A 24904-nucleotide genomic window follows, 5' to 3' on the forward strand; every position below is an offset into this window, starting at 1 on the left:
CCTCTCCCGCTCGGGGGTGCCGTCCACTACGGTCGGGAAAGTCCGTCTGACCCGACCCCTCCGGGAGCGACAGATGCGTCCACGCACCGTGGTGGTGTTCGCCCTCGGCTTGGTGCTCCTCGTCACCGGCTGCGGCGGCCCGGGGAAGACCCCCGAGAAGGCCGCCGCCCAGCCGTCGACCTCGGCTGCGCCATCGCCGGCGTCGACCCCCAGCCCGAAGCCGGAACCGACCCGCACCAGCCCACCGCCGAAGCCGAAGCTGCGGCCGCTGCCCAAGGCGCTCCCGGCCGGCCTGCACCGGCACAGTGGGAGCCCTGGGGTGGCGCTCACCTTCGACGACGGGCCGGACCCGCGCTACACCCCGCAGATCCTGGCCCAGCTCCGGGCGGCCCACGTCACCGCGACGTTCTGTGTGGTCGGCAGGCAGGCCAAGCGTCACCCGGAACTGGTGGCCCAGATCGTCCGCGAGGGCCACCAGCTCTGCAACCACAGCTGGCGGCACGACGTGGACCTCGGCCGGCGTCCGCTCGCCGAGATCCGGGCCGACCTGGAACGGACGAACCGGGCCATCCACGCCGCCGCGCCGAACGCGCCGATCACCTGGTTCCGGCAGCCCGGCGGCCGGTGGACCGCCGAAGAACTCACCGTCGCCCGGCAACTGGGGTTGCGTCCGCTGCACTGGAGCGTGGATCCGCAGGACTGGGACCATCCGCCGGCCAAGAAGATCATCAAGCGGGTGGAGTCGGCCAGCCACCACGGTTCGGTCGTGCTGATGCACGACGCAGGCGGCGACCGGACCCAGACGATGGCCGCCTGCCGGCACCTGATCCCGGATCTCAAGCGGCGGTACGGCATCGTCCGACTGCGGTGAAACCAGCGCTGAGCTGCGGCTTCCCTCGGCGATGCGCCTGCCGCCATACCGGTTTGGTCGTCCGAGGAGGCATGGCATATGCTTCTCATGCCTCCGGCGGGGCCGGATGGGAGCAAGTCCGCTTGAAGTTGCGAGTGTGCAATGATGGCGGGGCCGCCCTCATCGTCTAGCGGCCCAGGACGTCGCCCTTTCAAGGCGGTAGCACGGGTTCGAATCCCGTTGGGGGCACGATCCGGCTCACGCCGGTTGCAACACCAGCCAGGTCCTGTGGAGCAGTTGGAGTGCTCGCCGCCCTGTCAAGGCGGAGGTCGCGGGTTCAAGTCCCGTCAGGACCGCAAGCGCTGACGCCGCGCACATCATGCGCGGCGTTCTGCGTATCGGCCCGTGCGGTAGCATGTGCCGAGCACCACGGCCAGGTAGCTCAGTTGGTACGAGCGTCCGACTGAAAATCGGAAGGTCGGCGGTTCGACCCCGCCCCTGGCCACATAGCCTTTCGCCGGGCTACCAGAGCGCCGACCAGCGGAGACGCCGGTCGGCGCTCTTGCGTTACGCTCGAATCCCCGTTGTCCGCTCTGACCCTCGTCGAGCCAGAATCCCGCTGCTACCGCTCCTTGTCGTACACGGATCGCACGGCGGGTCGGCCCTTGCCCGACCACCCCAGCGGTTGGGCCGGAAGGAAGCAGCGTGGACCCGGACCTGGCCGTCACCGTCGGCCTCGCGTCGGTCGCCGCTTTCGCCCTCGCCTGGCTGTCCGCCGTCGCGGGCTTCGGCGGCGGGGTGCTGCTGCTCCCGGTGTTCACCGCGTTGTTCGGCCTGCGCGCGGCCGTGCCGGTGCTCACCCTGGCGCAGCTGTCGAGCAACGGCAGTCGGGCCTGGCTCAACCGTGGTGCGTTGCAGTGGCCGATCATCGGTCGGTTCGCGGTCGGCGCGGTGCCGCTCGCCCTCGTCGGCGGCCTGCTCCTTGCCGCCGCACCGGCAGCTCCCCTCAAGCGCGTGCTGGGGGTGTTTCTTCTCCTGGTGGTCGCCTGGCGGCGACTGAACCCCCATCCGGGTAGGCCCTCGCCACGGGCGTTCGTCGGGGTGGGCGCCGCCTCCGGCCTCGGTTCCGCTCTGCTCGGTTCGGTGGGGCCACTCACCGCGCCGTTCTTCCTCGCCTACGGCCTGGTGCGGGATGCGTACATCGGCACGGAAGCGGCCTGCGCTCTGGTCATGCACGTCGCCAAGCTGGTCGCCTACGGCGCGGGCGCACTGCTCGACCCGACAGTCCTGCTGCTCGGCCTGGCGCTGACGCCGGCCACGCTCGCCGGAGCCTGGGTCGGCAGACGGACCGTCGGCCGGATCAGTGATCGCCTCTTCGTCCGCCTCGTCGAGGCCGGCCTGGTCGCGGCCGGCCTGATCTTCCTTCTCGGCCGGTGATGCCGCGCCTGCGGCCACCCCTCGATCGCCTTCCCGATCTGCCCCTGACGCTCAGGCGCAGCAGGCGCCTTCCGTCGTCTTCTCCCGTTGCGGCGAGTCGGCCTTCACCGTGTAGACCTCCCAGGGCTCGTCGCCCGGTCCGCGTACCCAGACCTTGTCCTGGAGGGCGTAGCAGCACTCGGTGTCGTTCTCCTCGAGCGTGATCAGACCGGCGCCGGTGAGGCGGTCGGTAGCGGCGGTGACCTCGTCGGTGCTGGACACCTCGACGCCGAGGTGGTCCATCGCTGGCGTCGGTCGCCTACCGTCAGGACATGACGACGCTCGTGGTGTCTCTCGTGGTGGCGGTGCTGCTGGTGCTCGCGGTGGCGGGCCTCGTCGTCCGGCGGGACCGCAACCGCGTCGTCCCGTCGGAGGACCGGGGCGCGTTGCGCGACGCCCGCGCGGCCCAGGCCCGGACCGACGTGGAACGCCACCTCGGGCAGAGCGAGGCGCACCGCAGCCGCACCCCGCACAGCACCTGACCAACCGCGGTCACCGTCCCGGGCGCTGCTGACGGTGCTGGTTCATGCCGCTCTGGATCGCCTCCCAGACGCTCCGGCCGGCCTGCCGCAGGGTCTGTCCGGCCTGCCCGGCCAACTGCGCCGCCCCGGCTGCGGGCGACTGAGCCGTCCCACCCGGCCCGCCGCCACCGCGGGGCCCAGCCCCGCCGCCGGGTCCATCCCCATCGCCCGGCCCGGCTCCACTGCCGGACCCCGCGTCGTCTTTCGACCCGGCCCCGCCGCCAGGCTCGGCGTCACGGTCGGACGCATCGGCCGGGGCGGATTGCGCTCCGCTCGCGGGCTCGGCCTGGCCCGCCGGCTCGCCGCCGGATCCGGTGGCATCGCCGGGCCCGCCACCGGCCCCGACGTCGCCGCCAGGGGCAGCGCCACCACCCGACCCGGCACCACCACCTGTCCCGGTACCACCACCCGTCTCGGCCGCTGACTCCTTTCCGGACGGCTCTGCCCCGGAGGAAACACGCACGTCCGTGCCGGCGGGTGCCCGTTGCGCGATCTGGCCGGCCACCACCGGTCCGGTCCGGTCGACCACCTCGCCGGCCTCCTGCCCCGCCCGGTCCACGACCGGCCCGGCGACCTGACCGGCCACCCGGTGCACGTCGTCGACCGTTGCCCCGACCGAACGGGCCAGCGCGTCGATCAGCTCGGGATTGCGGTCGATGGTGGTCAGCGCCCGATCCAGGATCTGCACCAGCTTCTCCAGCCGCACCTTCAGCAGGGCCTCGGCCCGGACGCCGGTGATGTCCAGCTCGACGCCCTCCAGGTGCACCCGGACGCCGGCGTCGAGTTGGAGCAGGTTGGCCAGCCGGGCGCGCAGCGAGAGGTCCGCGTCGAGCCCGTCGACCGTGAGCCGGATCTCGTCTACCGACAGCTCCGGTACGTCCAGCAGGACGTCCGGCTCCGATTCGGCCGCTCCTCCCGCGTCGGGTCGCCGCTCGTCGGTCGGCTCCCGCGCCCGTTCGGTGGCTCCGTTGTCGCTCATCTTCCCGCTCCCCCATCGGCCGGTCCGGGTCAGCGGCGGTTACCCGCTTTCCGGTACGGCATCCGCCCGTCGGACTGTCGGGAACCGGGATTCCCGCTGTCCGGAAGCGGGCGAAACCGAAGCTGCACAGCGAGGCATCAGCCGGTATGGTCCGGGCTTATGGGACAGGAGATGGCCGATCAGGATGAGGTCCGGCAGGAATCCGACCGTTTCTACCTCCGCAGCAGCCTCCTCGTCCCGGCGTCCGGTGAGCGGGCGTACGCGGTCTTCACCGGCGCGCTGGCCGACTGGTGGGTCCGCGAATACACCTGGTCCGGCCCGGAGGCGCTGGCCGGGCTCGGCATGGAACCCCGGGCCGGCGGCATGCTCTACGAGATCGGCCCGTACGGCTTCCGCAACGACTGGGGCCGGGTGCTGATCTGGGATCCGCCGCGCCGGCTGGTCTTCACCTGGCAGATCGGACCGGACCGGGTGCCGGTGCCGGATCCGGCCCGGGCCAGTGAGGTGGAGGTGCTCTTCCACCCCGAGGGTCCGGGGTCGACCCGGGTGGAAGTCGAACACCGCTACTTCGACCGGCACGGCACGGCCGCCGAGGGCTACCGCGAGGCGCTCACCGCGGGCTGGCACGAGCTGCTCTGCCGCTATCTGGCGACGGTCACCCGCGGCACCGACTGACCCGCGCCGCCGAGGACGGTCGCGGCCGCCGCCCACGGGAGCAGCCCGGCGACCCACGGGGTCAGCCGGAGATGCCCCGGCTCGCGCCCGTACCGGTCAGTCCGGTGTCGCCCAGGTCGGCGCGACGGCCGGCGGCGGCGCCCGGGCCGAAGCCCCCGCCGGCGAGCCGGCGACGCGGGGCGGTACGCAGTCGCGGGTACGCCTCGGCGAGCCGGCGCTGGACGCGGTGGGAGCGGTCGGCCAGCACCAGCGCCACCGAGGGCGCGCCGGCCTCGGCGACCGCGCCGGCCTCGGCCGCGCGTAGCCGCTCGGCGACCGCCTGGGCGAAGCCGGCCAGCCAGGTACGCCGGAACGCGGCCGGATGCTCCCCGACCGGCACGGCCGCACCGGCCAGCCCGTGCGCGGCCTGCACCAGCAGCGAGGTGAACAGCAGCTCGACCCGTTCCAGGTCGCTGGCGAAGCCGAACAGGTGCATCGCGAAGCCGTTGCCCTGCCGGCGGCGTACGCAGCGGCAACGCAGCGGGTCGGCGACGGCGGCGAGCAGGCCGGCCTTGTCCCGGGCGTACGGGGCGATCACCTCGACCACCCGGTCGCCGACCGGGTCGGCGGCCGGCTCGCGGGCCGCGAGCAGCGCGCGGTCGACGCCGTAGCGGGCGATCAACTCGGCGGCCTTGGCCATGAAGGTGGCCGACTCGGCCGGCGTGCAGGCCGGGTCCTCGGCCTGGGCGAGCAGCTTGCGCACCTTGCTGAGCATCGCCTCGGACATCCGTCAGGGGTATCACAACGAGACGCGCGGGTGTCAGCCCTCCCGGCTGCGCAGCGTCGCGATGGTCGAGCCGGCGAGCGTGAGCAGGCAGTCGGGCAGCAGCCCGTCGGCGGCCGCCGCGCCGAACAGCGCCTCGCCGGTGTCGGCGTCGTCGTTGGCGTACGCGCTGACGAAGCGGGCCACCCAGCGGGTGTCGTAGTCGGCCTGGTCGATGCCGGGGAAGTCGAGTGCGGCGGCGCCCGCGGGGGCGTCGTCGCCGAGCATGGTGGCGGCCAGGCACCAGGCCACCCCGTACGCCCCGGCCAGCCCGGAACGGTCGACGACCGCGTCGAAGGCGCCGACGACGCCGGCGCCGTCGCCGGCCAGCGCCGAACGGAGCACGGCGGTCGCGTCGTCCAGCGTCTGCTGTGCGTCGTCGGTCACCTGCGGAACAGTAACCGCGGGGGTCAAGCGGTGACCCGGAACCAGGCCGACGATCACCCAGAGTGATACCCGCAGTCGACGTCCCGACGGAGCCAGGTCCACAGTCCCGCCTGCCGCGCGGGCACGCTAATGTGCGCAGCGGACCTTCGCCGGAGGAAGGACGACCATGTTTGGAAATCGCACGTCGCGCGCGGCCCTGTCCACGGCCTGCGCGGCGCTCCTGCTCGCTACCAGCGCCTGCGGGAGCGACGAGCCGAAAGACGCGGCCACCACCCAGGTCCGCCTCTACGGCACCGACGGCAACATGCAAAATTCCTTCGCCGCGGAATTCAAGGACCGGGCGAATCTCCTCAACGGCATGAAGGGCACCACCCCCCTCACGCCGCTGCCGGAGAGTTTCAAGGAGCGGCTACGCAACGTAAATCCGAAGCTGACCGACTTCCTCTACGCCGCCGAGTCGTACGACGCCGTGGTGATCAGCGTGCTGGCCACCCAGCTCGCCGGCACCACCGCGCCGAGCGAGATCGCCAAGCAGATCGTCGGCGTGACGAACGACGGTCAGCGCTGCGACGAGGTGGCGGCCTGCCTCCAGCTCGCCCGCGCCGGCCAGGACCTGGAGTACCGGGGCGTGTCGCTGACCCGGGCCGGCTTCACCGACACCGGTGAGCCGGCGACCGCGAGCTACGGCACGTTGCACTTCGACAACCAGCAGCTCGACGACGGGAAGACCGAGTTCGTCGGCGCCGGCGAGGAGTCGGGTGCGAGCAGCAAGGCCCCGCCGCGCGGTCGCAAGGCCCGCGGAAAGGTGAAGGACGCGCCGCTGGTCCTCGGCGGCCTGCTGCCGAAGACCGGTGACCTGGCCCTGGCGTACCCGCCGATGGCGGCCGGCGTCACGCTCGCGCTCAACGAGGTCAACGCCGCCGGCGGGGTGCTCGGCGAGCCGGTGAAGTTCATCGAGGGCGACGACGGCACCAACCCGGCCGTGGCCAAGGCGACCGTGGCCTCGCACGTCGGCCAGGGTGTCTCGGTCATCATCGGCGCGGGCGCGTCCGGCATCTCCCGGGCCGTGCTGCCGGACGTGGTGGCCGCCGGGCGGATCCTCTTCTCCCCGTCGAACACCGACGCGGGGTTGAGCGCCCTGGACGACAAGGGCCTCTACTTCCGCACCGCCCCGCCGGACAGCCTGCAGGGCCGCGCGCTGGCCGACGTGATGCTGCGGGACGGCCCTCGCAAGATCGTGCTCCTGGCCCGTAAGGACTCCTACGGCGAGGGCCTCCAGGAGAACGTCCGGGCCGAGCTGGAGAAGGCCGGGGTCGGGGCGGACCGACTCAAGCTTCTGACCTACGCGCCGCCGGCCGACCCGGCGACGCCGGTCGACTTCACCGGCATCGCTCAGGAGATCAAGAGCTTCGGCCCGGAGGCGGTGCTGGTGATCGGGTTCGGTGAGTCGGCGAGGGCGATCACCGCGCTGGCCGACGCCGGGGTCCAGATCCGGGACTGAGCCGCCAGGCATCGAGGGCCGCACCGGAGCAGCCGGTGCGGCCCTCGCCCGTTTCCACCCTCAACGCGGCCGGCGCCGCTCCAGGAACTCGGTCATCCGCCGGTGCTTCTCGTCGTCCTCGAAGAGCACCGCCTGGCTCAGCAGGTCGAGCTGCGGGTGCGCGGCCGGCGGCGCGTCCACCGCCAGCTTGGTCAGGCGCAGGGCCAGCGACGACCCCTTGGCCATCTCGTCGAGCAGGTCGTGGGCGGTGGGCAGCAGCTCCGCCGGCTCGGCCACCACCCGGTTCACCAGGCCGATCCGCAGCGCCTCGTCCGCGTCCACCCGGCGGCCGGTGAAGAGCAGCTCCTTGGCCCGGGCCTCGCCGATCAACGCCGGCAGCCGGTAGGTCGCGCCGGCGCCGGCCAGGATGCCCAACCGCACCTCGGGCTGGCCGAAGACCGCCCGGTCCGTGCACACCCGAAGATCGCACGCGTACGCCAGCTCGGCGCCGCCGCCCAGCGCCGGGCCGTCGACCGCCGCCACGGTGGGCAGCGGCAGCGCCCGGATCCGGGCGAAGACGCCCTGGTTGATGGCGGCCAGCGCGTCCAGCCGGCCGCGCTCGCGCAGCTGCGCGATGTCGGCGCCGCCGGCGAAGATGCCCGCCGTCCCGCCGGTGAGCAGCATCAGCCGGGGCCGCGCCTCCAGGTCGGCGCAGACGGCGTGCAGCTCGCCGACCAGGTCGGCGTCGATCGCGTTGCGCTTCTCCGGCCGGTCCAGCGTGACCACGAGCCGGTCCGGACGTTCCTCGATCCGCAGCCCGCTCACTGCTGTGCCAGCCTTTCGTTCGCGACTGCGGGGCTCGCAAGCTCACTCCTCGCGCTCACGTCGAACACCGCCTTCCCAGGTGTAGAAGCCCTGCCCGGACTTCTTGCCGAGCCGGCCGGCGGCGACCATCTCCACCAGCAGCGGCGGCGGCGCGAACCGGTCGCCGTACGCGGCCTGCAGCGTGCGCGCGATGTCGAGCCGGACGTCCAGTCCGACCAGGTCGGTCAGCTCCAGCGGACCGACCGGGTGCCGGTAGCCGAGCACCATCGCCTTGTCGATGTCGACCGGGGCGGCCACCCCGTCGGCCACCATCCGGATCGCCTCCAGGCCGAGCGTGACACCGAGCCGGGAGGTGGCGAAGCCGGGCATGTCGCGTACCACGACGGGGTCCTTGCCCAGCCGGGCCGCGAGCGCGACGGCCGCCTCGGTGGTCTCCGGCGCGGTGGCCGGGCCGACCACGACCTCGAGCAGCGCCATCGCCCAGACCGGGTTGAAGAAGTGCAGTCCGAGGAAGTCCGCCGGACGCTCCAGCCCGTCGGCCAGCTCGGCGATCGGGATGCTGGAGGTGTTGCTGCCCAGCAACGCCGGCCGGCGGCCCTCGGCCTGGCGGAGCACGGCCCGCTTGAGGTCGAGCCGCTCGGGCACCGCCTCCACGATCACGTCCGGCCCCTCGGCCACCTCGGCCAGGCCGGTCCGCAGGGTCACCCGTACCCGGTTGGCGGTGGCCGCCTCCGCGGTCAGCTTGCCCCGTCGCACGCCGCGGTCCCACAGCTCGCCGAGACGCCGGACGGCGTCGGCGCCCCGCTCCGGGTCGACCTCGACCAACTCGACCGCGTACCCGGCGCCGGCCGCCAGGTACGCGATGCCGAGGCCCATGGTGCCGGCCCCGACGACCACAAAACGACCACTCATCGTTGTCCCCTCGTCGCGGCGGTGGCGCGCGGGGTCTCCGCCGCGCCTGGCCGGCCGCTCGCTCGATCCTGGATGCGACCCTATGCAGGGCGGCACCGTCGGGCATGCGTGGGGGCCGCCCGGACGGGGTAAAGATCGCCGTCAACGCCGAAGGAAGGAACGAGATGAGCCAGGCACCGGAGAGCGCGCAGGGCACCGAGACGGTGGAGACGCGCGGTGACGAGCGGGTGGACCTGCTTCGGGCGGACACCAACAACGACGGCAAGACCGACGTGTGGGTGGTGGACACGGACGGCGACGGCAAGGCCGACCTGTTCCAGTTCGACACCGACGGCGACGGCAAGGTGGACATCACCATGGTCGACATCGACGAGGACGGCACGCCGGACGAGGTGGTCGACGGCGACGGTGGCCTTCCCCCGGCGGAGACCACGCCCACCGTGCAGGTGTGAGATGTAAGGAGGGGCCCCTTCTTATCGCGTGGGCGACAGGAGGGGGCCCTTCCTAACGCCTCAGCGCGAGCGAGGCGAGGTAGTAGGGGTGATCGGTGGTGTCCACGTCGGCGAGTCGCCACGCGGAGCCGTGGACCAGCTCGGCGAACTCGTCGGGCGAGCACACCAGGTAGTCGAACCACTCGGTGCCGAGCTGCCGGTAGCGCAGCCGCAGCCGTAGCTGCCCGCCCAGCCGGCCCCGCCGCCGGTTCGCCTCGTGGTAGGTGGTGTGCACCGGATCGGTGGTGCCGTACGGGTCGGTGCCGTGCGCGATCACCCGCGCGCCGGGCCGGGCCAGCGTGGCGAGCGCGGCCAGCAGCGCGGGGGCGCGTTCCGGTCCCTCGAACAGGCCCAGGTTGTTGCCGAGCAACAGGAACGTGTCGTAGCGCCGGCCGTCGGCGGCGTGCTCGTCGACGGTGGCGTGCACCAGCTCGCGTACGCCCCGGTGGCGGCTGACCCGCAGCGCGCCGAGTGAGGTGTCCAGGCCGGTGACCGGCACCCCGCGCTCCTGCAGGCGCAACGCGATCCGGCCGGCGCCGACGCCGACGTCGAGCACGTGCCCGTGGACCCGGTCCACCGCCCGGTGGTCGTGCGGCTGCCACCGCTCGGGCGGGTCCAGGTAGTGACCGGCGGGCGCACCGTTGACCAGCCCGTCGTCCCGCTCGATGATCTCGATGACCGGGCGCGGCAGCCGCCCGCCGGCCATCGGCCGGGGCCCGACGCCGGTGGCCACCGCGTACGCGTCGCGGATCATCTCGCCGAACACGTCGCCGATCGTGGGCTCGGAGGTCATGGGAGCACGCTATCCGGGCTCGCCGTCACGGTCGCGGCCGTATCCTGGGCGGCGTGACCGACCTGGATCGCCTCGCGGCGGAGAAGTACGTCCTGCTCACCACGTTCCGCAAGGACGGTCGAGCGGTGGCGACGCCGGTGTGGGCGGTGCGCGACGGCGACGCGCTGGCGGTGTGGACGGTCTCCGACTCCGGCAAGGTGAAGCGGATCCGACGCGACGGCCGGGTCACGGTGGCGCCGTGCGACGTGCGCGGCCGGCCGCACGGGGAGGCGCTGCCCGGTAGCGCCACGATCGACGGTCCGGAGAACACCCGCCGGGTGCGGGGGTTGCTCAAGCACAAGTACCGGCTGATCGGCCGGATGACGTTGCTGGGCAGCCGGCTCCGCCGGGGGGAGAGCGGCACGGTGGGGCTGCGGATCGTGCTGGACGGCGCGACCTCCGGACACGATTAGGGGCGGTGGCCCGTCGGCCGACCGCCCCTGATCGGAAAGCTGGAAAACTCCGGGTCGTCAGTCCCCCTGACGCTGCTGGGGGATCTGCCCCTGCAGCAGGGCCCGTACCTCCGACTCGCGGTAACGGCGGTGGCCGCCCAGGGTCCGGATGGCGCTGAGCTTGCCAGCCTTGGCCCACCGGGTCACCGTCTTCGGGTCGACTCGGAACATCGACGCCACCTCGGCCGGTGTGAGTAGCGGCTCTGGTTCGTGCGTTCGCGATGCCATCGGGGTCACTCCTCCACATGTATAGACATCGGCCGGGGTCCCGCCGGCCGACGCGTCTCCCATGGTCCGGCTAGTCCCCGATGTCCGACATGGGCCGAACGGCTGAAGGTCCCTAGACGGACGGATGAACCATGCCCGATTTTTACTACTTTTATGGCGCAGAAACTACCTTATTCGGACTCATGATCACGGTTCGTGATGCGTCAACTACGAGACAGTCTCGTATCCCTCATCCCGAAGAAGGGCAAACCGGGCGTCAGTTGCAGCGTTCCAGAAGTTGCACCGCGCGCCAGCGGGCCACCAGCTTGTCGTACGCCGCCGAAGCCTCCTCGGCCTCACCCCGGGCCAGGCCGGCCAGACCGGTCGCGACCAGGTCGGTCGAGTCGTCGTCCGCCAGCGTCTGGTCCGGAAGCAGCCGCACCAGGCCGCCGTAGTCCAGCTCCACCACCGACCGCGGGTGGAACTCCTCCAGCCAGCGGGCGGCCTCCTCGACCGCCTCGGTGATCGGCGCCTCGCCGACCGACTTGCGCAGCACCGACAGCGCCCGGGACGAACGGCGGCGCGCCTTGGAGATCTCGGTGCGGTAGCGCAGCGCCCGCCGCTCCGGCTCGGTGACGAGGTGACGCTCCCCGGCCTCGAAGAGCACGAACCATCGCAGCGGCACCCCCCAGGTGGCGACCTGCTCGTGCACCCGCGGCACCCCGTGCTCCAGCACCCGCGCCCCGCTGCGCCAGTCCTCCACCGCGGCCTTGGCCTGCCCGGCCAGGACCGGCGGCACGAACGCGTCGGCCAGCACCGGGGGCACGCCGTCGCGGGCGCTCAGCGCCGCCTCGGCGACCCGGATCCGCAGGTTCCACGGGCAGACCAGCAGCGTGTCGTCGGCCTCCAGGACGTACGCCTCGTCGGGCAGGTCCGGCAGGCGGGTCCAGCCCGCGCCCAACGCCTCGATCACCGAGGTCCGCTGCCGGCCCGGCCCTTCCAGCGGGGCGATCGCCCGGCCCTCGCTGACGTACCGGCGCCAGTACGACTGCCGGTCCCGGTCGAAGGCGGTCAGCGGCTCGTACACGCGCAGGTATGAAGCGAAGAGCGACGGCACGGCGCGATCCTCCCACGAGACGGCACCGTCCGTCGCCGCCGTCACAGCGGCGACGTGACGTGGGCGACAGCACGGTTCCGGCCGATATTAGGCTCAACGGCACCGGCAGCATCCCGCCGGAGTGCCGCCGAGGTTCCGCGCCCCACAAAGGCGCACACCGAAACAGGAGTCAGCCATGGACGTATTCGCCAGCACCGACGACCCGGGATCCACAGGTCACGAACAGGTCGTGTTCTGCCAGGACAAGCAGTCCGGCCTCAAGGCGATCATCGGGATCTACTCCACCGCGCTGGGCCCCGCGCTCGGCGGCACCCGGTTCTACCCGTACGCCAGCGAGGCCGACGCCCTCGCCGACGTGCTCGACCTCTCCCGGGGGATGGCGTACAAGAACGCCCTGGCCGGCCTCGACCTCGGTGGCGGCAAGGCGGTCATCTGGGGTGACCCCGAGCAGCTCAAGAGCGAGCCCCTGCTGCGCGCGTACGGCCGCTTCGTCGAGTCGCTGAACGGCCGCTACTACACCGCCTGCGACGTCGGCACCTACGTCGCCGACATGGACGTGATCGCCCGCGAGACCCGCTACGTGACCGGCCGCAGCGTGGAGCACGGCGGCGCCGGCGACTCCTCGATCCTCACCGCATGGGGCGTCTACCAGGGCATGCGGGCCGCCGCCGAGCACATGTGGGGCAGCCCGACGCTGGCCGGCCGGCGGGTCGGCGTGGCCGGCCTGGGCAAGGTCGGCAAGTACCTCACCGCGCACCTGCTGGAGGACGGCGCCGAGGTGGTGGCGACCGACGTCAACCCGCGCGCCCAGGAGTGGGTGCGCGCCAACCACCCGCAGGTCACCCTGGTCGACGACACCGCGGCGCTTGTCGCGTCCGACATCGACGTGTACGCCCCGTGCGCGCTGGGCGGCGCGCTGAACGACGAGACCGTGCCGGTGCTGCGGGCCAAGGTGGTCACCGGCGCGGCGAACAACCAGCTCGCCCACCCGGGCATCGAGAAGGTCCTCGCCGACCGGGGCATCCTCTACACCCCGGACTACGTGGTGAACGCCGGCGGCGTGATCCAGGTGGCCGACGAGATCGAGGGCTTCAACTTCGAGCGGGCCAAGCTGCGCGCCACCCGCATCTTCGACACCACCCGGGAGATCCTGCGGCTCGCCGACGACGAGGGCGTCCCGCCGGCGGTCGCGGCGGACCGGCTCGCCGAGCGGCGGATGGCCGAAGTGGGCCGGCTGCGCACCATCCACCTGCGCTGACGGCTCCCGGGGGCGAGCCGTCGGCTCCGCCCCCGGGCCGCGCGGGACCGCCTGGGGCGTTAAGCTGGACCTCGGTTGCTTCGTGCCGGTTTGCCCCAGCTCCTGGGCGACTTTGCCCACTGTCATGGCCGGCCACGGCAGTCGCCCCTTACCCGGTACACTTTGTGACGGTCGGAACACTGCGACGCGCAGGGCCGATCGACGGTGACCCGAGGTGCCGAACGGTGGCATCCCCATGTACCGTAAGAGCTACGAGAGATGCCTGACGTCATCGGGGCCCGCCTTCGGGCTGCCCCGCATTCTGTGCGAGGGGGTCGAGCCATGGGGCGCGGCCGTGCTAAGGCCAAGCAGACGAAGGTGGCCCGGGAGTTGAAGTACCACTCCCCGAACACCGACCTAACCGCCCTGCAGCGTGAACTGGCGGGTAGCGGTAAGTCTGAGCACAACTTCGACGACGACAAGAACTTTGTCGACGACGATGACGAGGACCACGCGGACGACGACCCGGACCCCTGGGTCCGTCCGACCCGCTGACCTCCGGTCACATCTGAGCACGCGGGAACGCCCGCGTGCTCACGCATGTGCTCACCCCGGAGCCGACGTACGACCGACGATCAGGGACCTGCCGCACCGGGTGCCTCCCCGGCCGCGCTGGCAGGTCCTTGATCGCCGAACCGGCGCCTCAGCGCGGGCGGTTGTTCCAGTTGTAGAACGTCGGAATGTTCTCGAAGTGGTTCCACGCGCACACCGCGTTGGCGCCGTCGCCGCCCGACACCTCCGCCCGCAGCAGGCGCGCCGCCTCGGCCTCGTGGAGCAGCGCGGACAGCCCTGCGGCGGCGTCCCGCACCCGGTCGGCGACCACGTCCCGGTCGGTGTCACTGGTGATCTCGGGCATGCTCCAACACTCCCTCCAATAGGCGGATCTTGCTGTTGCGGCAGTGCTCGGTCTCCGTACCGTCGAACCGCCCCTGCTCGAAGTAGCGGTTCGCGGCATGGCCGCCGCCACAGAAGCCGAAGTACGGGCAGGACGCCCGGCACGCCTCCACGCCGGCGAGGAACTCACCGACCCAGGGCGTCCGCCCGGCGTCGACGAGGATCTCCCGCAACGGGGTGCTGAGCACGTTCCCGCTGCCGAAGTCGCCGTAGCGAGCGTCGGTGAAGCCGGCCAGCTCGGGGGAGAGCACCACCACCGAACCGTCGTGGCCGACCGTCGGGATCGGGTCGAGCCGGCGGGGCAGCAGGTCGTCGGCGGCACCGGCCAGGACCGCGCCGGCGTACCGCAGCGACCACTCCACCTCGCGCAGGTGGATCCGGGGATCCCGGCGCCACGCCGCGACCAGTTCGGCCCAGAACCCGGTCACCGCGGCGGCGTCCCGCGCGTTCGTCCGGGTGTTGACCCCCTCGGTCTCCTCGATGTTGACGCCCAGCACCTCGCAACCCAGGTCGAGGAAGTAGTCGTACAGCTCGGCCGCCAGCCCCGGCTCCGGCCGGGAGACGACCGCGAGGGCCGAGAACGGCAGCCCGTGCCGGCGCAGCGCCGCCACCCCGGCCACGATCCGGTCGTACGCCGGCCGGCCACCCCGGGTGACCCGCTCGGCGTTACGCGCCCGCGGGCCGTCCACGCTCACGCTGACCCGCACCTGGTGCTCGGCGAAGAACGCGCACCAGGCGTCGTCGATGAGCGTGGCGTTGGTCTGCACATGGTGCTCGACCTCGGGCCCGAACGGGGCCAGCAGGGCGGCCAGGTGCTCCCGTCCGGCCGCCAGCGGCTCGCCGCCGTGCCAGACCACCGAGCACCGGCCCTGGGTCGCCCAGGGGTTCACCGACGCCGCCACCGCCTCGGCCACCGCCACCGGCATCCGCCGGTCCGCCGCCCTCAGCGGCAGGTAGCAGTAGGCGCAGTCGAGGTTGCACAGCGTGGTCGGCTGCATCACCACGTACGAGGGAACGGCGGCGATGCCCCGCATCCCTCCGGGCGTGCGCGCAGCCATCGACCCTCCCCCGCCTGAAAAAACCGAACCTTCAGGCTAGGCCGCGGCGGCCACTCGGGTGAACCCCCGATCAGGTGCCCGGATGATCAGCGCAGCGTGATCATCAGCCGCGGGTGTGCTGCCCGACCATCTGCACGTTGCCGGAACCCTCGATGATCTCGCCGGCCTGCCAGGCGTCGACGCCCCGGCCGGTCAGGGTCGCCAGCGCGCGGTCGGCGTCCTCGGCCGAGACGATGGCGAACATGCCGACGCCCATGTTGAACGTCGCCTCCATCTCCGGGTCCTCGATCCGGCCCTTGGACTGGATCAGGTCGAAGATCGGCTGCGGCTTCCAGGTGGACCGGTTGACCACCGCGTCGACGTGCTCGGGCAGGACCCGGACCAGGTTGCCCGGGATGCCGCCGCCGGTCACGTGGGCCAGCGCCCGCACCTCGGCCTCGGCGATCAGCTTGAGGCAGTCCTGCGCGTAGATCTTGGTCGGGGTGAGCAGCTCCTCGCCCAGCGTGCGCTGGCGGCCGAAGTCCTCGATCACCACGTCCAGGCGCATCCGGCCGGCGCCCAGCAGCACGTGCCGGACCAGGGAGTAGCCGTTGGAGTGCAGACCGGAGGAGCGCAATCCGATCACCACGTCACCCACCTCGACCCGCTCCGGGCGGAGGATCTCGCTCTCCTCCACCACGCCCACGCCGGTGGCCGAGATGTCGTACTCGTCCGGGCGCAGCACGCCGGGGTGCTCGGCGGTCTCGCCGCCCAGCAGCGCGCAGCCGGCGTACCGGCAGCCGTCGGCGATGCCGGCGCCGATCTCGGCGACCTTGTCCGGCACGACCTCGCCGGTGGCGATGTAGTCGAGCAGGAACAGCGGCTCCGCGCCGCAGGCGACCAGGTCGTCGACGACCATGGCGACCAGGTCGATGCCGACCGTGTCGTGGATGTCGAGCTGCTGGGCGATCACCAGCTTGGTGCCCACGCCGTCGGTGGAGGAGGCCAGGATCGGGCTCTTGTATTTCTTGGTGTCCAGCCGGAACAGGCCGGCGAAGCCGCCCAGGTCACCCATGACCTCCGGGCGCCGGGTCTCCCTGACCTTGGACTTGAGCAGCTCGACCGCGCGGTCGCCCGCCTCGATCGACACCCCGGCGTCGGCGTACGAGACCGAGCGTTTGCGCTGCGTCCGGCTGGACCCCGCCGACCAGGGCTGGCGGTCGCCGCCGGCGCCCGTCGGGCTGGATCCTGCGCCGCTGCGCTCGGACACGTGCGTCACGGTTCTCCCCTTTGTGGTTCCGCGGGGCCGAGGCGCCGGACCCGCGTCGGTGGTGCTACGGGTGATGGGTCGGTGTGGCGACGAGCGGGTTGGTGGACTCGGCCGCCTCGGCGACGACCCGGCGACCCACCCCCTCGAGCACGTGCTTGCCGATCAGGTTCCCGGCCGGCAGTTCGATCGGGTACTCCCCATCGAAGCACGCCCGGCAGAGCCGGGTCTTCGGCTGCTCGGTCGCCGCGATGAGACCGGGCAGGGATACGTAGCCCAGCGTGTCGGCGCCGATCGACCGCCGGATGCCCTCGTTGTCCAGCCCGTTGGCCAGCAGTTCCGCCCGGGTGGCGAAGTCGATGCCGTAGAAACAGGGCCAACTGACCGGCGGCGACGAGATCCGGACGTGGACCTCCAGCGCGCCCGCCTCCCGCAGCAGCCGGACGATGGCCCGCTGGGTGGTGCCCCGGACGATCGAGTCGTCCACCACCACCAGCCGCTTGCCGCGTACGTTCTGCCGCAGCGGGTTCAGCTTGAGCCGGACGCCGAGCGCCCGCAGCGTCTGCGAGGGCTGGATGAACGTGCGCCCGACGTACGTGTTCTTCATCAGGCCCTGGCCGTAGGTGATGCCGGACTCCTCGGCGTAGCCGATGGCCGCCGGGGTGCCCGACTCCGGCACCGGGATCACCAGGTCGGCCTCGACCGGGTGCTCCTTGGCGAGCTGCCGGCCGATCTGCACCCGGGCGGCGTGCACGTTCCGGCCGGCGATGGTGGCGTCCGGACGGGCGATGTAGACGTATTCGAAGAGGCAGCCCTTGGGCTCCGGGGCGCCGAACCGGCTGGACCGCAGCCCGTCCTCGTCGATTGCGATCAGCTCACCCGGCTCGACCTCACGGACCACGCTCGCGCCGACGATGTCCAGCGCGGCCGTCTCGCTCGCCACCACCCAGCCGCGCTCCAGCCGGCCGAGGACCAGCGGCCGCACGCCGTGCGGGTCGCGCGCCGCGTAGAGCGTCGACTCGTCCATGAAGACGAAGCTGAACGCGCCGCGCAGCTGCGGCAGCACCTCCAGCGCGGCCGCCTCGACCGAGAGGTCGGGCCGGCTGGCCAGCAGCATGGTGACCAGTGACGTGTCGTTGCTCGACCCGTCCGAGTCCAGGCTCCGGGCGGACACCTCGCGCTGAAGCTCGGCGGTGTTGACCAGGTTGCCGTTGTGGGCCAGCGCGATCGTCGTGCCGGCGCTGGTGGCCCGGATGGTCGGCTGGGCGTTCTCCCAGGTCGAGCCGCCGGTGGTGGAGTAGCGGGCGTGCCCGATCGCGACGTGCCCGCGCAGGCTGGCCAGGGTCGGCTCGTCGAACACCTGGGCGACCAGGCCGAGGTCCTTGTAGACCACCACCCCGGAGCCGTCGCTGACCGCGATGCCCGCGGCCTCCTGACCCCGGTGCTGCAGGGCGTAGAGCCCGAAATAGGTCAGATTGGCGACCTCTTCCCCGGGCGCCCAGACACCGAAGACGCCGCACGCGTCCTGAGGGCCGGGTCGCTGGGGGTCAAGGTCGTGGCTCAGCCGGCCATCGCCTCGGGGCACCTGCCGCTCCCTCGTGCTGGGGGTCTGGACTGGCCTGGCGGAGTCGGGGGGCAGCTCCGCACCGTGGGCCGGGACCGTCGTCGGCCATCAGTGTACGCGAACAAGCGTCGCCACCGACAGTCACGACATACCCGCCGAGCGTTACCCGGGCCGGCCTCGCCCGCCGACTAAATCGGGAGGTACGCGGAAAGGTCGGCCCGGTTTCCGGAGACCCGGACGCGACCCTCGGTGACCGCCTCCGCCCACCCGAGGCGCCCGGTGGCGACCGCCAGCCAGGTGGCCGGATCCATCTCCACCACGTTCGGCGGGGTCCCCCGGGTGTGTCGCGGCCCGGTCACGCACTGCACCGCGCCGTATGGTGGGACGCGCACCTCCACCGATCGGCCGGGGGCGCGCGCCGTGAGGGCGGCCAAGAGCGTCCGGACCGCCTCCCGCAGCACCGGCCGTTCGGGCGTACGCCCCTCGTCCAGCGCCGTGAGCGCGGCGAGCATCGAGTCGGAATAAGCGTGCGGAGAGGACACGACGGGACGATACGACCCGACAGAAGGCCGCCCGACGCCGGCCCTGGGTAGAGATGATCCGGTCAGACAAGGCATAGTTGCCGACGGCGTAATTCGTACCGTGAGTGATCAACCCGGCCGGATCGGCCGGCGGGGAGATCAGACCCGGAAGGCGGTGGACGTGTCAACACACCGACGTGCCTGGAAGCATCGGGCCGGTGTGGTCGTGGCGCTGGTCTTCGGCGCGCTGCTCACCGTCCCCGCCACACCCGCCCTCGCAGCGAACATCGTCACCGCCGACAACTCCGTGACGATCGAGGCCGGCAAGAGCGGCACGGTCAACGTCCTGGTTCGGCTGGGCTCCGGCGAGACGACCGCCGACATCGATGTGACAGACCTGCCGGACGGGGTGACCTGCGGCGGCTGCGGTCCGATCGACTTCGGTGGTCAGCCGGCGAAGCAGGTCAGCCTGACGTTGTCCGCCGCCGGGAACGCGCCGGACGCCAACGGCAAGCAGGCGAGGATCACGGTCACGGGTGACGGAGGACGTCAGCTCCGGGTCACGGTCAAGGGCGCGGCCGCTCCGCCGCCGCCGCAGCAGCCGCAGACCGTCAAGACGGTTTCCGGCAAGGTGATCAACTCCGACGGCGAACCGATCTCCGGCGCGATCGTCATGCTGCGCGACAGCGCCGGCAAGGAGCGCCGGACGAACTCGAACGGCAGCGGCAACTTCAGCTTCAGCGGCTCCGCCGACAACCCGATCGCACCGGGACGGATCGACCTCGGCGCCACCACGAACGGCGCCGAGCCCGGCACCAAGTCGATCAACGCCAACGCCGGCCAGTCCGTCACCGGGCTGCGGATCAGCGTGGCGATCAAGGCGTCGGCGAGCCCGAGCGCGACCCCGTCGGCCAGCGAGTCCGCCCCGCCGTCCGAGGACGCGACCGAGGACGCGGCGACCGACGCGGCCACCTCCGAGGCGCCCGCGGGCGCCCAGCAGCCGGCCGCGGACGAGGACTCCGGCGGCTTCGGCTCGTGGCTGCTCATCCTGCTCGGCGGCCTCTTCGTCGCCGTCGGCGTGGGCACCATCGTGCTGCTCTACATGCGCCGCAAGAACGAGGACGGCGACGCCGACGGCGACGGTCCGGGTGGGCCGGTCGGCCCGGGTGGCCCGGGCGGGGCCGCCGCGGCCGGCGCGGTCCCCGCAGCCCGCGGCGCCTACCGGGGCGCGGACGACCACACCCGCGTGGTCAACGGCATGGGCGCCGGGCCGGCGCCGACCATGGTCGGCGGCGCCGCGCTCAGCGAGGCGCCGACCATGCTCCAGCGCCCGGTCGTGGACGACGTCCCGCCGGACCCGTACGGCGCGCCGCCCGGCACCGGGTACGGCGTCGGCGCGGGCCAGGCCGGTTACGGCTACGGCGAGGACGCGCCCGGTCAGGGCGGCTACGGCGGCAACAACAGCTACGGCAACGCGCCCTCCTCCGGCAGCGGCTACGGCAACGGCCCGTCCTCCGGCGCCGGCTACGGCAGCCCGGACTACGCGGCCGGGGCGGCTGGAGCGGCCGGCTACCCGCCGGCTCAGGGCGGTGGCTACGGCAACGAGCGCTTCGACGAGCCCACCGGCCGCTACACCGGTGACGGCACCCAGTACGCGCCCCCGGCCGACCCGTACCCGACCAGCACCTACCAGCCCGATCAGGGCCAGGGCTACGACCAGGCCGCCCCGGGGCAGTACGGCCGCGGCGCGGAGCAGGGCGACGGTTACGGCGCCGGTGGTGGCTACGGCTCCGCGCCGGGCGGCTACGACAACGCTCCGGGTGGCTACGACGGCGGCCGGCAGTCCGCCGGCTACGGCGACGCCCCGACCGGCGGCTACGACGCCAACCAGGCCGCCGGCTACGACGCCAGTCCGGCCGGCGGCTACGACGCCAAGCCCACCGGCGCCTACGACGCCAACCCGGCCGGCGGCTACGACGCCAAGCCCACCGGTGGCTACGACGCCACCCGCGGTGCCGGTTACGGCGACGCTCCGGCCGGCGGTTACGGGGACGCCCCGGGCTACGGCGGCGGTCGGCCGGCCGGCGGCTACGACAACGCCCCGGCCGGGGGCTACGACAACGCCGCCGGTGGTTACGACAGCACCCGGCCGTCGGGCGGCTACGCCGAGGCGCCCACCGGCGGCTACGACGCCAACCCGGCCGGCGGCTACGACGGACGGCAGCCGGGCGGCTACGACGGGGGCTACGGCAACGCGCCCGCCGGCGGCTACGACGGCGGGCAGCAGGGCGGCTACGACCAGCGCGGCGGCTACGGCCAGGCACCGCAGAGCGGCTACGGCCAGGGTGGCTACGGCGAGCAGGGCGGATACGGCCAGGAGCCGCCGCCGCCGCAGCAGCGCGGCGGCTACGACAACCAGGGCGGCTACCAGAACGACCCGGCCCAGGCCGGTCGCGCCCGCCCGGACGGTCAGCCCGACCGGGGCGGCCGGCGTCTCGACTGGCTGGACGACTGATCTTCACCCTTCACGACGGTGGCCGCTCGCGTTCGCGGGCGGCCACCGTCGTTCCGCCCCAGGCTCCACGCCTTCGAGATCTTGGTACGAAACGGCCCCCACAGGGGCTCCCACAGGGGCGGTCTCGTACCAAGATCTCCGCTTCCCGGGAATCGAGCGATGCCGGCGGGTAGCGCTCAGGCGGCGGTGAACGCTCAGGCGGCGGTGAAGTAGCCCTGACGGAGCACCGGGACCACGTCGGAGACGCCGACCTCGGTGGCGATCGCGACGTCCTCGGCGAAACCGCCCTCGGCCAGTTCCCGGCCGGAGACGCAGCCCCGGACCGCCGCCGGCACGTCCGGCGTGCTGGCCAGCGCGGCCAGCGCCATGGCCGCCTCCACCGAGAGCCCACCGGGCACCCCGGCCAGCGCGTCCAGTACGCAGGCCGCCCCGAGCTGGTCCTCCACGCAGGGGCGCAGTGACCCGTCGGGCCAACGCTCCCCGGCCGCCACCACGCCCACCGGGGCGTCGTGCGTCCCGTACCCCTGGTTGCCGAGCCATCGCCCGACGGCGCGCGCGTTGCGCAGGCACGCCGCGACCACCGGCACTCCGGTGGCGCTCGCCGCGGCGCTGATCGCCGAGCCGTTGGGCGACGGCAGCACCAGATAGGCGACCACCGGCGCGGTCCGCAGCGCCACCGGGGAGAGCGACCACGGATGCTCCGGGGTGGTCTGCCGGCGGCCCACGGCGGCGACGGCGCCCATCCGGCGGGCGTACTCGGCGGCCTGCTCGCCCCACGGGAACGGGTGCACCCGTGAGCCCCGGCTGACCGCCACCTCCACGGCGGTGGTGAACGACAGCACGTCCACCACCACCAGGGCGGCGCAGACCCGGCCGAGTTCCGCCGCCCCGGTCAGCCCCCAGTCGAACCGGGCGCCGGCTCCGGGTTGGGCGAAGACGGCCAAGGTCAGGGCCTCAGCGCTGGTCCGGCGCCGGGCGCTGGTCGGGCTCACCGGATGCCGGGTCGGTGCCGTCCGGGGCGGTCGCCGTCTCGGTCGAGTCGCTCGGGCCGCCGGCGGGTGTCGCCTCGGCCCGGGCTCCGTCGCGGGGTGGCACCTGGCCCTGCGCCGAGGTCGCCGCGGCCGGTACGTCCTCGGCGCCCGCCGGTGCGGAACCGGCGGACTCGGCCGATCCCGGGCCGACGCTCGGCGATGCCTCGGCCCGGGAGTACGCCGGCTTGGTGGGCCCGTCCGGGGCTTCCGTCGAGGCCGGGTCACCAGGCGCTCCGGCCTCCGGGCCGGTCTCGGCGATCGGCTCCGAGTCAACCTGCGCCGGCTCCACGCCGATCGGCTGCTCGGCCGTGGTGGGAAGCACGGTGCTGGTGCCGGTACGGGTCGCCGCCACCTCCACCCGCGGCGCCTCGGCCTCGCCGAAGAGACGCGGCAGGGTCGCGCCGTGCGCCTCGCGCAGCTCGTCCAGGCCGATCCGGAACTGGCCGCGCACCTCCAGCGCGCCGCTGGCCGGGTCGGTGACGCCGATGAACTCCCACGGCACACCGCGCTCGGCGCAGAGGGCGGTGAACGCCTTCTCGTGCCCGCGCGGCACCGACACCAGGACCCGGCCGGCGGACTCGCTGAACAGGAAGACGAACGGCATCGAGCCCTCGGCGAAGTGCTCCGGCAGCGCGATCTGCGCGCCGACGCCACGACGCAGGGTGGACTCGACCAGGCTCTGCGCCAGGCCGCCGTCGGAGAGGTCGTGCGCCGAGCTGACGTGCCCGACCCGGGCCGCCTCGGCCAGCAGCTCGCCGAGCTGCCGCTCGCGGGCCAGGTCGACCTGCGGCGGGATGCCGCCCAGGTGCTCGTGGGTCACCCAGGCCCACTCGGAGCCGGAGAGCTCGACGTGCGTCTCGCCCAGCAGGAAGAGCTGGTCGTGGTCGCCGGCCGGCCGCGGCTCGAAGCCCATCGGCACCCGCTGGGCGACGTCGTCGAGCACGCCCAGCACGCCGACCACCGGGGTCGGGTGGATGGCCGCGGCGCCGGTCTGGTTGTAGAAGCTGACGTTGCCGCCGGTGATCGGGATGCCCAGCTCCAGGCAGCCGTCCGCCAGGCCGCGCACGGCCTCGGCGAACTGCCACATCACGCCCGGGTCCTCCGGCGAGCCGAAGTTGAGGCAGTTGGTCACCGCGATCGGCTTCGCGCCGGTCACGGCCACGTTCCGGTACGCCTCGGCGAGCGCCAGCTTCGTCCCGTGGTAGGGGTCGAGGCGGGCGTACCGGCCGTTGCCGTCGACGGAGAGGGCGACGCCGAGGCCGGTCCGCTCGTCGATCCGGATCACGCCGGAGTCCTCCGGCTGGGCGAGCACGGTGTTGCCCAGCACGTACCGGTCGTACTGCTCGGTCACCCAGGTCTTGTCGGCCAGGTTCGGCGAGGCGATCATGCGGAGCACGGTCTCCCGGAGCGCCTCCGGGGTGCTCGGCCGGGGCAGCGTCTCGGCCCGGTCGGCCTGGAGCAGGATCAGGTCGGCCGGCTCACGCATCGGGCGGGCGTAGACCGGCCCTTCGTCGACAAGCGAGCCCGGCGGTACGTCCACCACGAGCTGGTCGCGCCAGGTGATGACCAGCCGGCCCGGCCGGCCGGCCGGCGACGGCGGGGTGACCTCGCCGATGGCGGTGGCCCAGACGCCCCACTTCTCGGCGGTCTTGAGCACCGCCTCCAGCTTCTCCGGCGTGACGACCAGCAGCATCCGCTCCTGGGACTCGCTGGCCAGGATCTCGTGCGGTTCCATCGAGGGTTCGCGCAGCGGCACCCGCTCCAGCCAGACCCGCATGCCGGTGCCGGCGGAGGCGGCGGTCTCGGTCAGCGCACAGGTCAGCCCGGCGCCGCCGAGGTCCTGGATGCCGACGACCAGTTCGGCGTCGTACAGCTCCAGGCACGCCTCGATGAGCAGCTTCTCCATGAACGGGTCGCCCACCTGCACGGACGGGCGGCGCTGCTCGCTGCCCTTGTCGAAGGTGGCGCTGGCCAGCACCGACACGCCGCCGATGCCGTCGCGGCCGGTCCTGGCGCCCATCAGCACCACGACGTTGCCGGGGCCGGTGGCGTCCTTCTTCTGCAGCCGGTCGACCGGCAGCACGCCCAGGCAGAGCGCGTTGACCAGCGGGTTGCCCTGGTAGCAGGGGTCGAAGACCACCTCGCCGCCGATGTTGGGCAGGCCCAGGCAGTTGCCGTAGCCGCCGACGCCGGCCACCACGCCGGGCAGCACGCGCGCGGTGTCCGGGTGGTCGGCCGCGCCGAAGCGCAGCGGGTCCATCACGGCCACCGGGCGGGCGCCCATGGCGAGGATGTCGCGGACGATGCCGCCGACGCCGGTCGCCGCGCCCTGGTACGGCTCGACGAAGCTCGGGTGGTTGTGCGACTCGACCTTGAAGGTCACCGCCAGCTCGTCGGAGACCCGGACCACGCCGGCGTTCTCCCCGATGCCGGCGAGCAGCAGGTCACTGGGCGGTGCCTTCTCGCCGAACTGGCGCAGGTGCACCTTGCTCGACTTGTAGGAGCAGTGCTCGCTCCACATGATCGAATACATGGCCAGCTCGGCCTGGGTGGGCCGGCGGCCGAGGAGGTGCCGGATCCGGTCGTACTCGTCGTCGCGGAGTCCCAGCTCGGCGTACGGCTGAAGCTCTTCCGGCGTGCCGCCGGCGCGCTGCACGGTGTCCACGCCCGGCGCCCAGTCGTCGGTCGATCCGGTCTGCGGCACCACGCCCTGCGGCTCCCGCAGGGTCGGCTCCGGGTGGGTGGTCATGACGTCTCCTCGCTGCACTCGCG

Annotated in this window: 25 protein-coding genes, 3 tRNA genes and 1 pseudogene; 13 read left to right on the forward strand and 16 right to left on the reverse strand. The window is 73.0% G+C overall.

Annotated elements, in window-relative coordinates:
- Window positions 1–73: 73 nt before the first annotated feature.
- From ACGFI2_RS13160 to ACGFI2_RS13180, 5 genes are all read left to right on the forward strand, one after another.
- Window positions 74–871: a polysaccharide deacetylase family protein gene (locus ACGFI2_RS13160; protein ID WP_393515305.1), complete on the forward strand. Its 798-nt coding sequence runs from the start codon at window positions 74–76 to the stop codon at window positions 869–871.
- A gap of 155 nt (window positions 872–1026) precedes the next feature.
- Window positions 1027–1099 (forward strand) — tRNA-Glu (locus tag ACGFI2_RS13165).
- 33 nt (window positions 1100–1132) lie between these two features.
- Window positions 1133–1206 (forward strand) — tRNA-Asp (locus ACGFI2_RS13170).
- A 75-nt stretch (window positions 1207–1281) separates the two neighbouring features.
- Window positions 1282–1355 (forward strand) — tRNA-Phe (locus ACGFI2_RS13175).
- A gap of 200 nt (window positions 1356–1555) precedes the next feature.
- On the forward strand, window positions 1556–2287 hold the full coding sequence (locus tag ACGFI2_RS13180; RefSeq protein WP_393515308.1) for a sulfite exporter TauE/SafE family protein: 732 nt from the start codon (window positions 1556–1558) through the stop codon (window positions 2285–2287).
- 51 nt (window positions 2288–2338) lie between these two features.
- Here the strand turns inward: ACGFI2_RS13180 and ACGFI2_RS13185 are convergent.
- A pseudogene (locus ACGFI2_RS13185) lies at window positions 2339–2584 on the reverse strand (glyoxalase/bleomycin resistance/dioxygenase family protein); the annotation flags it as partial.
- A 14-nt stretch (window positions 2585–2598) separates the two neighbouring features.
- On the opposite strand from ACGFI2_RS13185, the gene ACGFI2_RS13190 reads away from it, so the two are divergent.
- Window positions 2599–2808, forward strand: coding sequence for a hypothetical protein (locus tag ACGFI2_RS13190; protein ID WP_393515853.1), 210 nt, complete (start codon window positions 2599–2601; stop codon window positions 2806–2808).
- 10 nt (window positions 2809–2818) lie between these two features.
- On the opposite strand, the gene ACGFI2_RS13195 is transcribed toward ACGFI2_RS13190, so the two are convergent.
- Complete coding sequence (locus ACGFI2_RS13195; protein ID WP_393515311.1) at window positions 2819–3826, reverse strand: hypothetical protein; 1008 nt, start codon at window positions 3824–3826, stop codon at window positions 2819–2821.
- A gap of 159 nt (window positions 3827–3985) precedes the next feature.
- Between ACGFI2_RS13195 and ACGFI2_RS13200 the strand changes: the two genes are divergently transcribed.
- Entirely contained in the window at window positions 3986–4501 is a 516-nt protein-coding gene (locus ACGFI2_RS13200) for an SRPBCC family protein (RefSeq protein ID WP_393515314.1), read from the forward strand.
- Window positions 4502–4562: 61 nt separating this feature from the next.
- Here the strand turns inward: ACGFI2_RS13200 and ACGFI2_RS13205 are convergent, their stop codons facing one another.
- Window positions 4563–5267: a DUF2786 domain-containing protein gene (locus tag ACGFI2_RS13205; RefSeq protein WP_393515317.1), complete on the reverse strand. Its 705-nt coding sequence runs from the start codon at window positions 5265–5267 to the stop codon at window positions 4563–4565.
- Window positions 5268–5300: 33 nt separating this feature from the next.
- A complete protein-coding gene (locus tag ACGFI2_RS13210; RefSeq protein ID WP_393515320.1) occupies window positions 5301–5690 on the reverse strand; it encodes a hypothetical protein in 390 nt (129 codons plus the stop codon).
- Window positions 5691–5856: 166 nt separating this feature from the next.
- On the opposite strand from ACGFI2_RS13210, the gene ACGFI2_RS13215 reads away from it, so the two are divergent.
- Window positions 5857–7191 (forward strand): ABC transporter substrate-binding protein, encoded by a 1335-nt coding sequence (locus ACGFI2_RS13215; RefSeq protein ID WP_393515323.1) that lies wholly within the window; start codon window positions 5857–5859, stop codon window positions 7189–7191.
- A gap of 60 nt (window positions 7192–7251) precedes the next feature.
- Here ACGFI2_RS13215 and ACGFI2_RS13220 read toward each other — a convergent pair whose 3' ends face one another.
- The gene (locus ACGFI2_RS13220) at window positions 7252–7995 is read right to left on the reverse strand and encodes an enoyl-CoA hydratase/isomerase family protein (protein ID WP_393515326.1); all 744 of its coding nucleotides are present in this window, start codon (window positions 7993–7995) and stop codon (window positions 7252–7254) included.
- Window positions 7996–8037: 42 nt separating this feature from the next.
- Window positions 8038–8907 (reverse strand): 3-hydroxyacyl-CoA dehydrogenase family protein, encoded by an 870-nt coding sequence (locus ACGFI2_RS13225; protein ID WP_393515329.1) that lies wholly within the window; start codon window positions 8905–8907, stop codon window positions 8038–8040.
- A gap of 164 nt (window positions 8908–9071) precedes the next feature.
- Here ACGFI2_RS13225 and ACGFI2_RS13230 point away from each other — a divergent pair, with 164 nt between their 5' ends.
- Window positions 9072–9359 (forward strand): hypothetical protein, encoded by a 288-nt coding sequence (locus ACGFI2_RS13230; RefSeq protein WP_181571164.1) that lies wholly within the window; start codon window positions 9072–9074, stop codon window positions 9357–9359.
- Between the two features lie 52 nt (window positions 9360–9411).
- Here ACGFI2_RS13230 and ACGFI2_RS13235 read toward each other — a convergent pair whose 3' ends face one another.
- Entirely contained in the window at window positions 9412–10191 is a 780-nt protein-coding gene (locus ACGFI2_RS13235) for a class I SAM-dependent methyltransferase (protein ID WP_393515333.1), read from the reverse strand.
- Window positions 10192–10244: 53 nt separating this feature from the next.
- On the opposite strand from ACGFI2_RS13235, the gene ACGFI2_RS13240 reads away from it, so the two are divergent.
- Window positions 10245–10643, forward strand: a complete 399-nt coding sequence (locus ACGFI2_RS13240; protein ID WP_393515336.1) for a PPOX class F420-dependent oxidoreductase — start codon at window positions 10245–10247, stop codon at window positions 10641–10643.
- Window positions 10644–10700: 57 nt separating this feature from the next.
- Here ACGFI2_RS13240 and ACGFI2_RS13245 read toward each other — a convergent pair whose 3' ends face one another.
- A complete protein-coding gene (locus tag ACGFI2_RS13245) occupies window positions 10701–10910 on the reverse strand; it encodes a BldC family transcriptional regulator (RefSeq protein ID WP_007073996.1) in 210 nt (69 codons plus the stop codon).
- 256 nt (window positions 10911–11166) lie between these two features.
- The gene (locus tag ACGFI2_RS13250; RefSeq protein ID WP_393515339.1) at window positions 11167–12006 is read right to left on the reverse strand and encodes a hypothetical protein; all 840 of its coding nucleotides are present in this window, start codon (window positions 12004–12006) and stop codon (window positions 11167–11169) included.
- A 175-nt stretch (window positions 12007–12181) separates the two neighbouring features.
- On the opposite strand from ACGFI2_RS13250, the gene ACGFI2_RS13255 reads away from it, so the two are divergent.
- Both ACGFI2_RS13255 and ACGFI2_RS13260 read left to right on the forward strand, forming a co-directional pair.
- Window positions 12182–13264, forward strand: a complete 1083-nt coding sequence (locus ACGFI2_RS13255) for a Glu/Leu/Phe/Val dehydrogenase (protein WP_393515342.1) — start codon at window positions 12182–12184, stop codon at window positions 13262–13264.
- 321 nt (window positions 13265–13585) lie between these two features.
- On the forward strand, window positions 13586–13798 hold the full coding sequence (locus ACGFI2_RS13260; protein WP_393515345.1) for a DUF3073 domain-containing protein: 213 nt from the start codon (window positions 13586–13588) through the stop codon (window positions 13796–13798).
- A gap of 148 nt (window positions 13799–13946) precedes the next feature.
- Here ACGFI2_RS13260 and amcA read toward each other — a convergent pair whose 3' ends face one another.
- The 5 genes from amcA to ACGFI2_RS13285 all read right to left on the reverse strand — a co-directional run bounded on the left by amcA (window position 13947) and on the right by ACGFI2_RS13285 (window position 18577).
- Window positions 13947–14159 (reverse strand): multiple cyclophane-containing RiPP AmcA, encoded by a 213-nt coding sequence (gene amcA, locus ACGFI2_RS13265; RefSeq protein ID WP_393515348.1) that lies wholly within the window; start codon window positions 14157–14159, stop codon window positions 13947–13949.
- On the reverse strand, window positions 14140–15231 hold the full coding sequence (gene amcB, locus ACGFI2_RS13270) for a cyclophane-forming radical SAM peptide maturase AmcB (protein ID WP_393515824.1): 1092 nt from the start codon (window positions 15229–15231) through the stop codon (window positions 14140–14142). Before amcB ends, amcA begins: the two co-directional genes overlap by 20 nt.
- A gap of 127 nt (window positions 15232–15358) precedes the next feature.
- A complete protein-coding gene (gene purM / locus ACGFI2_RS13275) occupies window positions 15359–16513 on the reverse strand; it encodes a phosphoribosylformylglycinamidine cyclo-ligase (RefSeq protein ID WP_393515351.1) in 1155 nt (384 codons plus the stop codon).
- Window positions 16514–16568: 55 nt separating this feature from the next.
- A complete protein-coding gene (purF, locus tag ACGFI2_RS13280; protein ID WP_393515354.1) occupies window positions 16569–18086 on the reverse strand; it encodes an amidophosphoribosyltransferase in 1518 nt (505 codons plus the stop codon).
- 167 nt (window positions 18087–18253) lie between these two features.
- Window positions 18254–18577 (reverse strand): sterol carrier family protein, encoded by a 324-nt coding sequence (locus ACGFI2_RS13285; RefSeq protein WP_393515827.1) that lies wholly within the window; start codon window positions 18575–18577, stop codon window positions 18254–18256.
- Between the two features lie 190 nt (window positions 18578–18767).
- On the opposite strand from ACGFI2_RS13285, the gene ACGFI2_RS13290 reads away from it, so the two are divergent.
- Window positions 18768–21101: a carboxypeptidase-like regulatory domain-containing protein gene (locus tag ACGFI2_RS13290; protein ID WP_393515357.1), complete on the forward strand. Its 2334-nt coding sequence runs from the start codon at window positions 18768–18770 to the stop codon at window positions 21099–21101.
- Window positions 21102–21295: 194 nt separating this feature from the next.
- On the opposite strand, the gene ACGFI2_RS13295 is transcribed toward ACGFI2_RS13290, so the two are convergent.
- The gene (locus tag ACGFI2_RS13295; RefSeq protein WP_393515830.1) at window positions 21296–22045 is read right to left on the reverse strand and encodes a 2-phosphosulfolactate phosphatase; all 750 of its coding nucleotides are present in this window, start codon (window positions 22043–22045) and stop codon (window positions 21296–21298) included.
- A 10-nt stretch (window positions 22046–22055) separates the two neighbouring features.
- Complete coding sequence (gene purL, locus ACGFI2_RS13300) at window positions 22056–24881, reverse strand: phosphoribosylformylglycinamidine synthase subunit PurL (RefSeq protein ID WP_393515360.1); 2826 nt, start codon at window positions 24879–24881, stop codon at window positions 22056–22058.
- Window positions 24882–24904 lie beyond the last annotated feature (23 nt).

Origin of the sequence: Micromonospora sp. NPDC049282 (genome assembly GCF_043197045.1) — a bacterium.
In the GTDB taxonomy this organism is placed as follows: Bacteria; Actinomycetota; Actinomycetes; order Mycobacteriales; family Micromonosporaceae; genus Micromonospora.

What these genes read in the sequence shown, in the direction of transcription:
- ACGFI2_RS13160 (WP_393515305.1), top strand. Translation starts at nt 74, where the DNA reads ATGCGTCCACGCACCGTGGTGGTGTTCGCCCTCGGCTTGGTGCTCCTC.
- ACGFI2_RS13190 (WP_393515853.1), top strand. Translation starts at nt 2,599, where the DNA reads ATGACGACGCTCGTGGTGTCTCTCGTGGTGGCGGTGCTGCTGGTGCTC.
- ACGFI2_RS13195 (WP_393515311.1), bottom strand. Translation starts at nt 3,826, where the DNA reads ATGAGCGACAACGGAGCCACCGAACGGGCGCGGGAGCCGACCGACGAG.
- ACGFI2_RS13200 (WP_393515314.1), top strand. Translation starts at nt 3,986, where the DNA reads ATGGGACAGGAGATGGCCGATCAGGATGAGGTCCGGCAGGAATCCGAC.
- ACGFI2_RS13205 (WP_393515317.1), bottom strand. Translation starts at nt 5,267, where the DNA reads ATGTCCGAGGCGATGCTCAGCAAGGTGCGCAAGCTGCTCGCCCAGGCC.
- ACGFI2_RS13215 (WP_393515323.1), top strand. Translation starts at nt 5,857, where the DNA reads ATGTTTGGAAATCGCACGTCGCGCGCGGCCCTGTCCACGGCCTGCGCG.
- ACGFI2_RS13225 (WP_393515329.1), bottom strand. Translation starts at nt 8,907, where the DNA reads ATGAGTGGTCGTTTTGTGGTCGTCGGGGCCGGCACCATGGGCCTCGGC.
- ACGFI2_RS13230 (WP_181571164.1), top strand. Translation starts at nt 9,072, where the DNA reads ATGAGCCAGGCACCGGAGAGCGCGCAGGGCACCGAGACGGTGGAGACG.
- ACGFI2_RS13235 (WP_393515333.1), bottom strand. Translation starts at nt 10,191, where the DNA reads ATGACCTCCGAGCCCACGATCGGCGACGTGTTCGGCGAGATGATCCGC.
- ACGFI2_RS13245 (WP_007073996.1), bottom strand. Translation starts at nt 10,910, where the DNA reads ATGGCATCGCGAACGCACGAACCAGAGCCGCTACTCACACCGGCCGAG.
- ACGFI2_RS13255 (WP_393515342.1), top strand. Translation starts at nt 12,182, where the DNA reads ATGGACGTATTCGCCAGCACCGACGACCCGGGATCCACAGGTCACGAA.
- ACGFI2_RS13260 (WP_393515345.1), top strand. Translation starts at nt 13,586, where the DNA reads ATGGGGCGCGGCCGTGCTAAGGCCAAGCAGACGAAGGTGGCCCGGGAG.
- amcA (WP_393515348.1), bottom strand. Translation starts at nt 14,159, where the DNA reads ATGCCCGAGATCACCAGTGACACCGACCGGGACGTGGTCGCCGACCGG.
- amcB (WP_393515824.1), bottom strand. Translation starts at nt 15,231, where the DNA reads ATGCGGGGCATCGCCGCCGTTCCCTCGTACGTGGTGATGCAGCCGACC.
- ACGFI2_RS13285 (WP_393515827.1), bottom strand. Translation starts at nt 18,577, where the DNA reads ATGCTCGCCGCGCTCACGGCGCTGGACGAGGGGCGTACGCCCGAACGG.
- purL (WP_393515360.1), bottom strand. Translation starts at nt 24,881, where the DNA reads ATGACCACCCACCCGGAGCCGACCCTGCGGGAGCCGCAGGGCGTGGTG.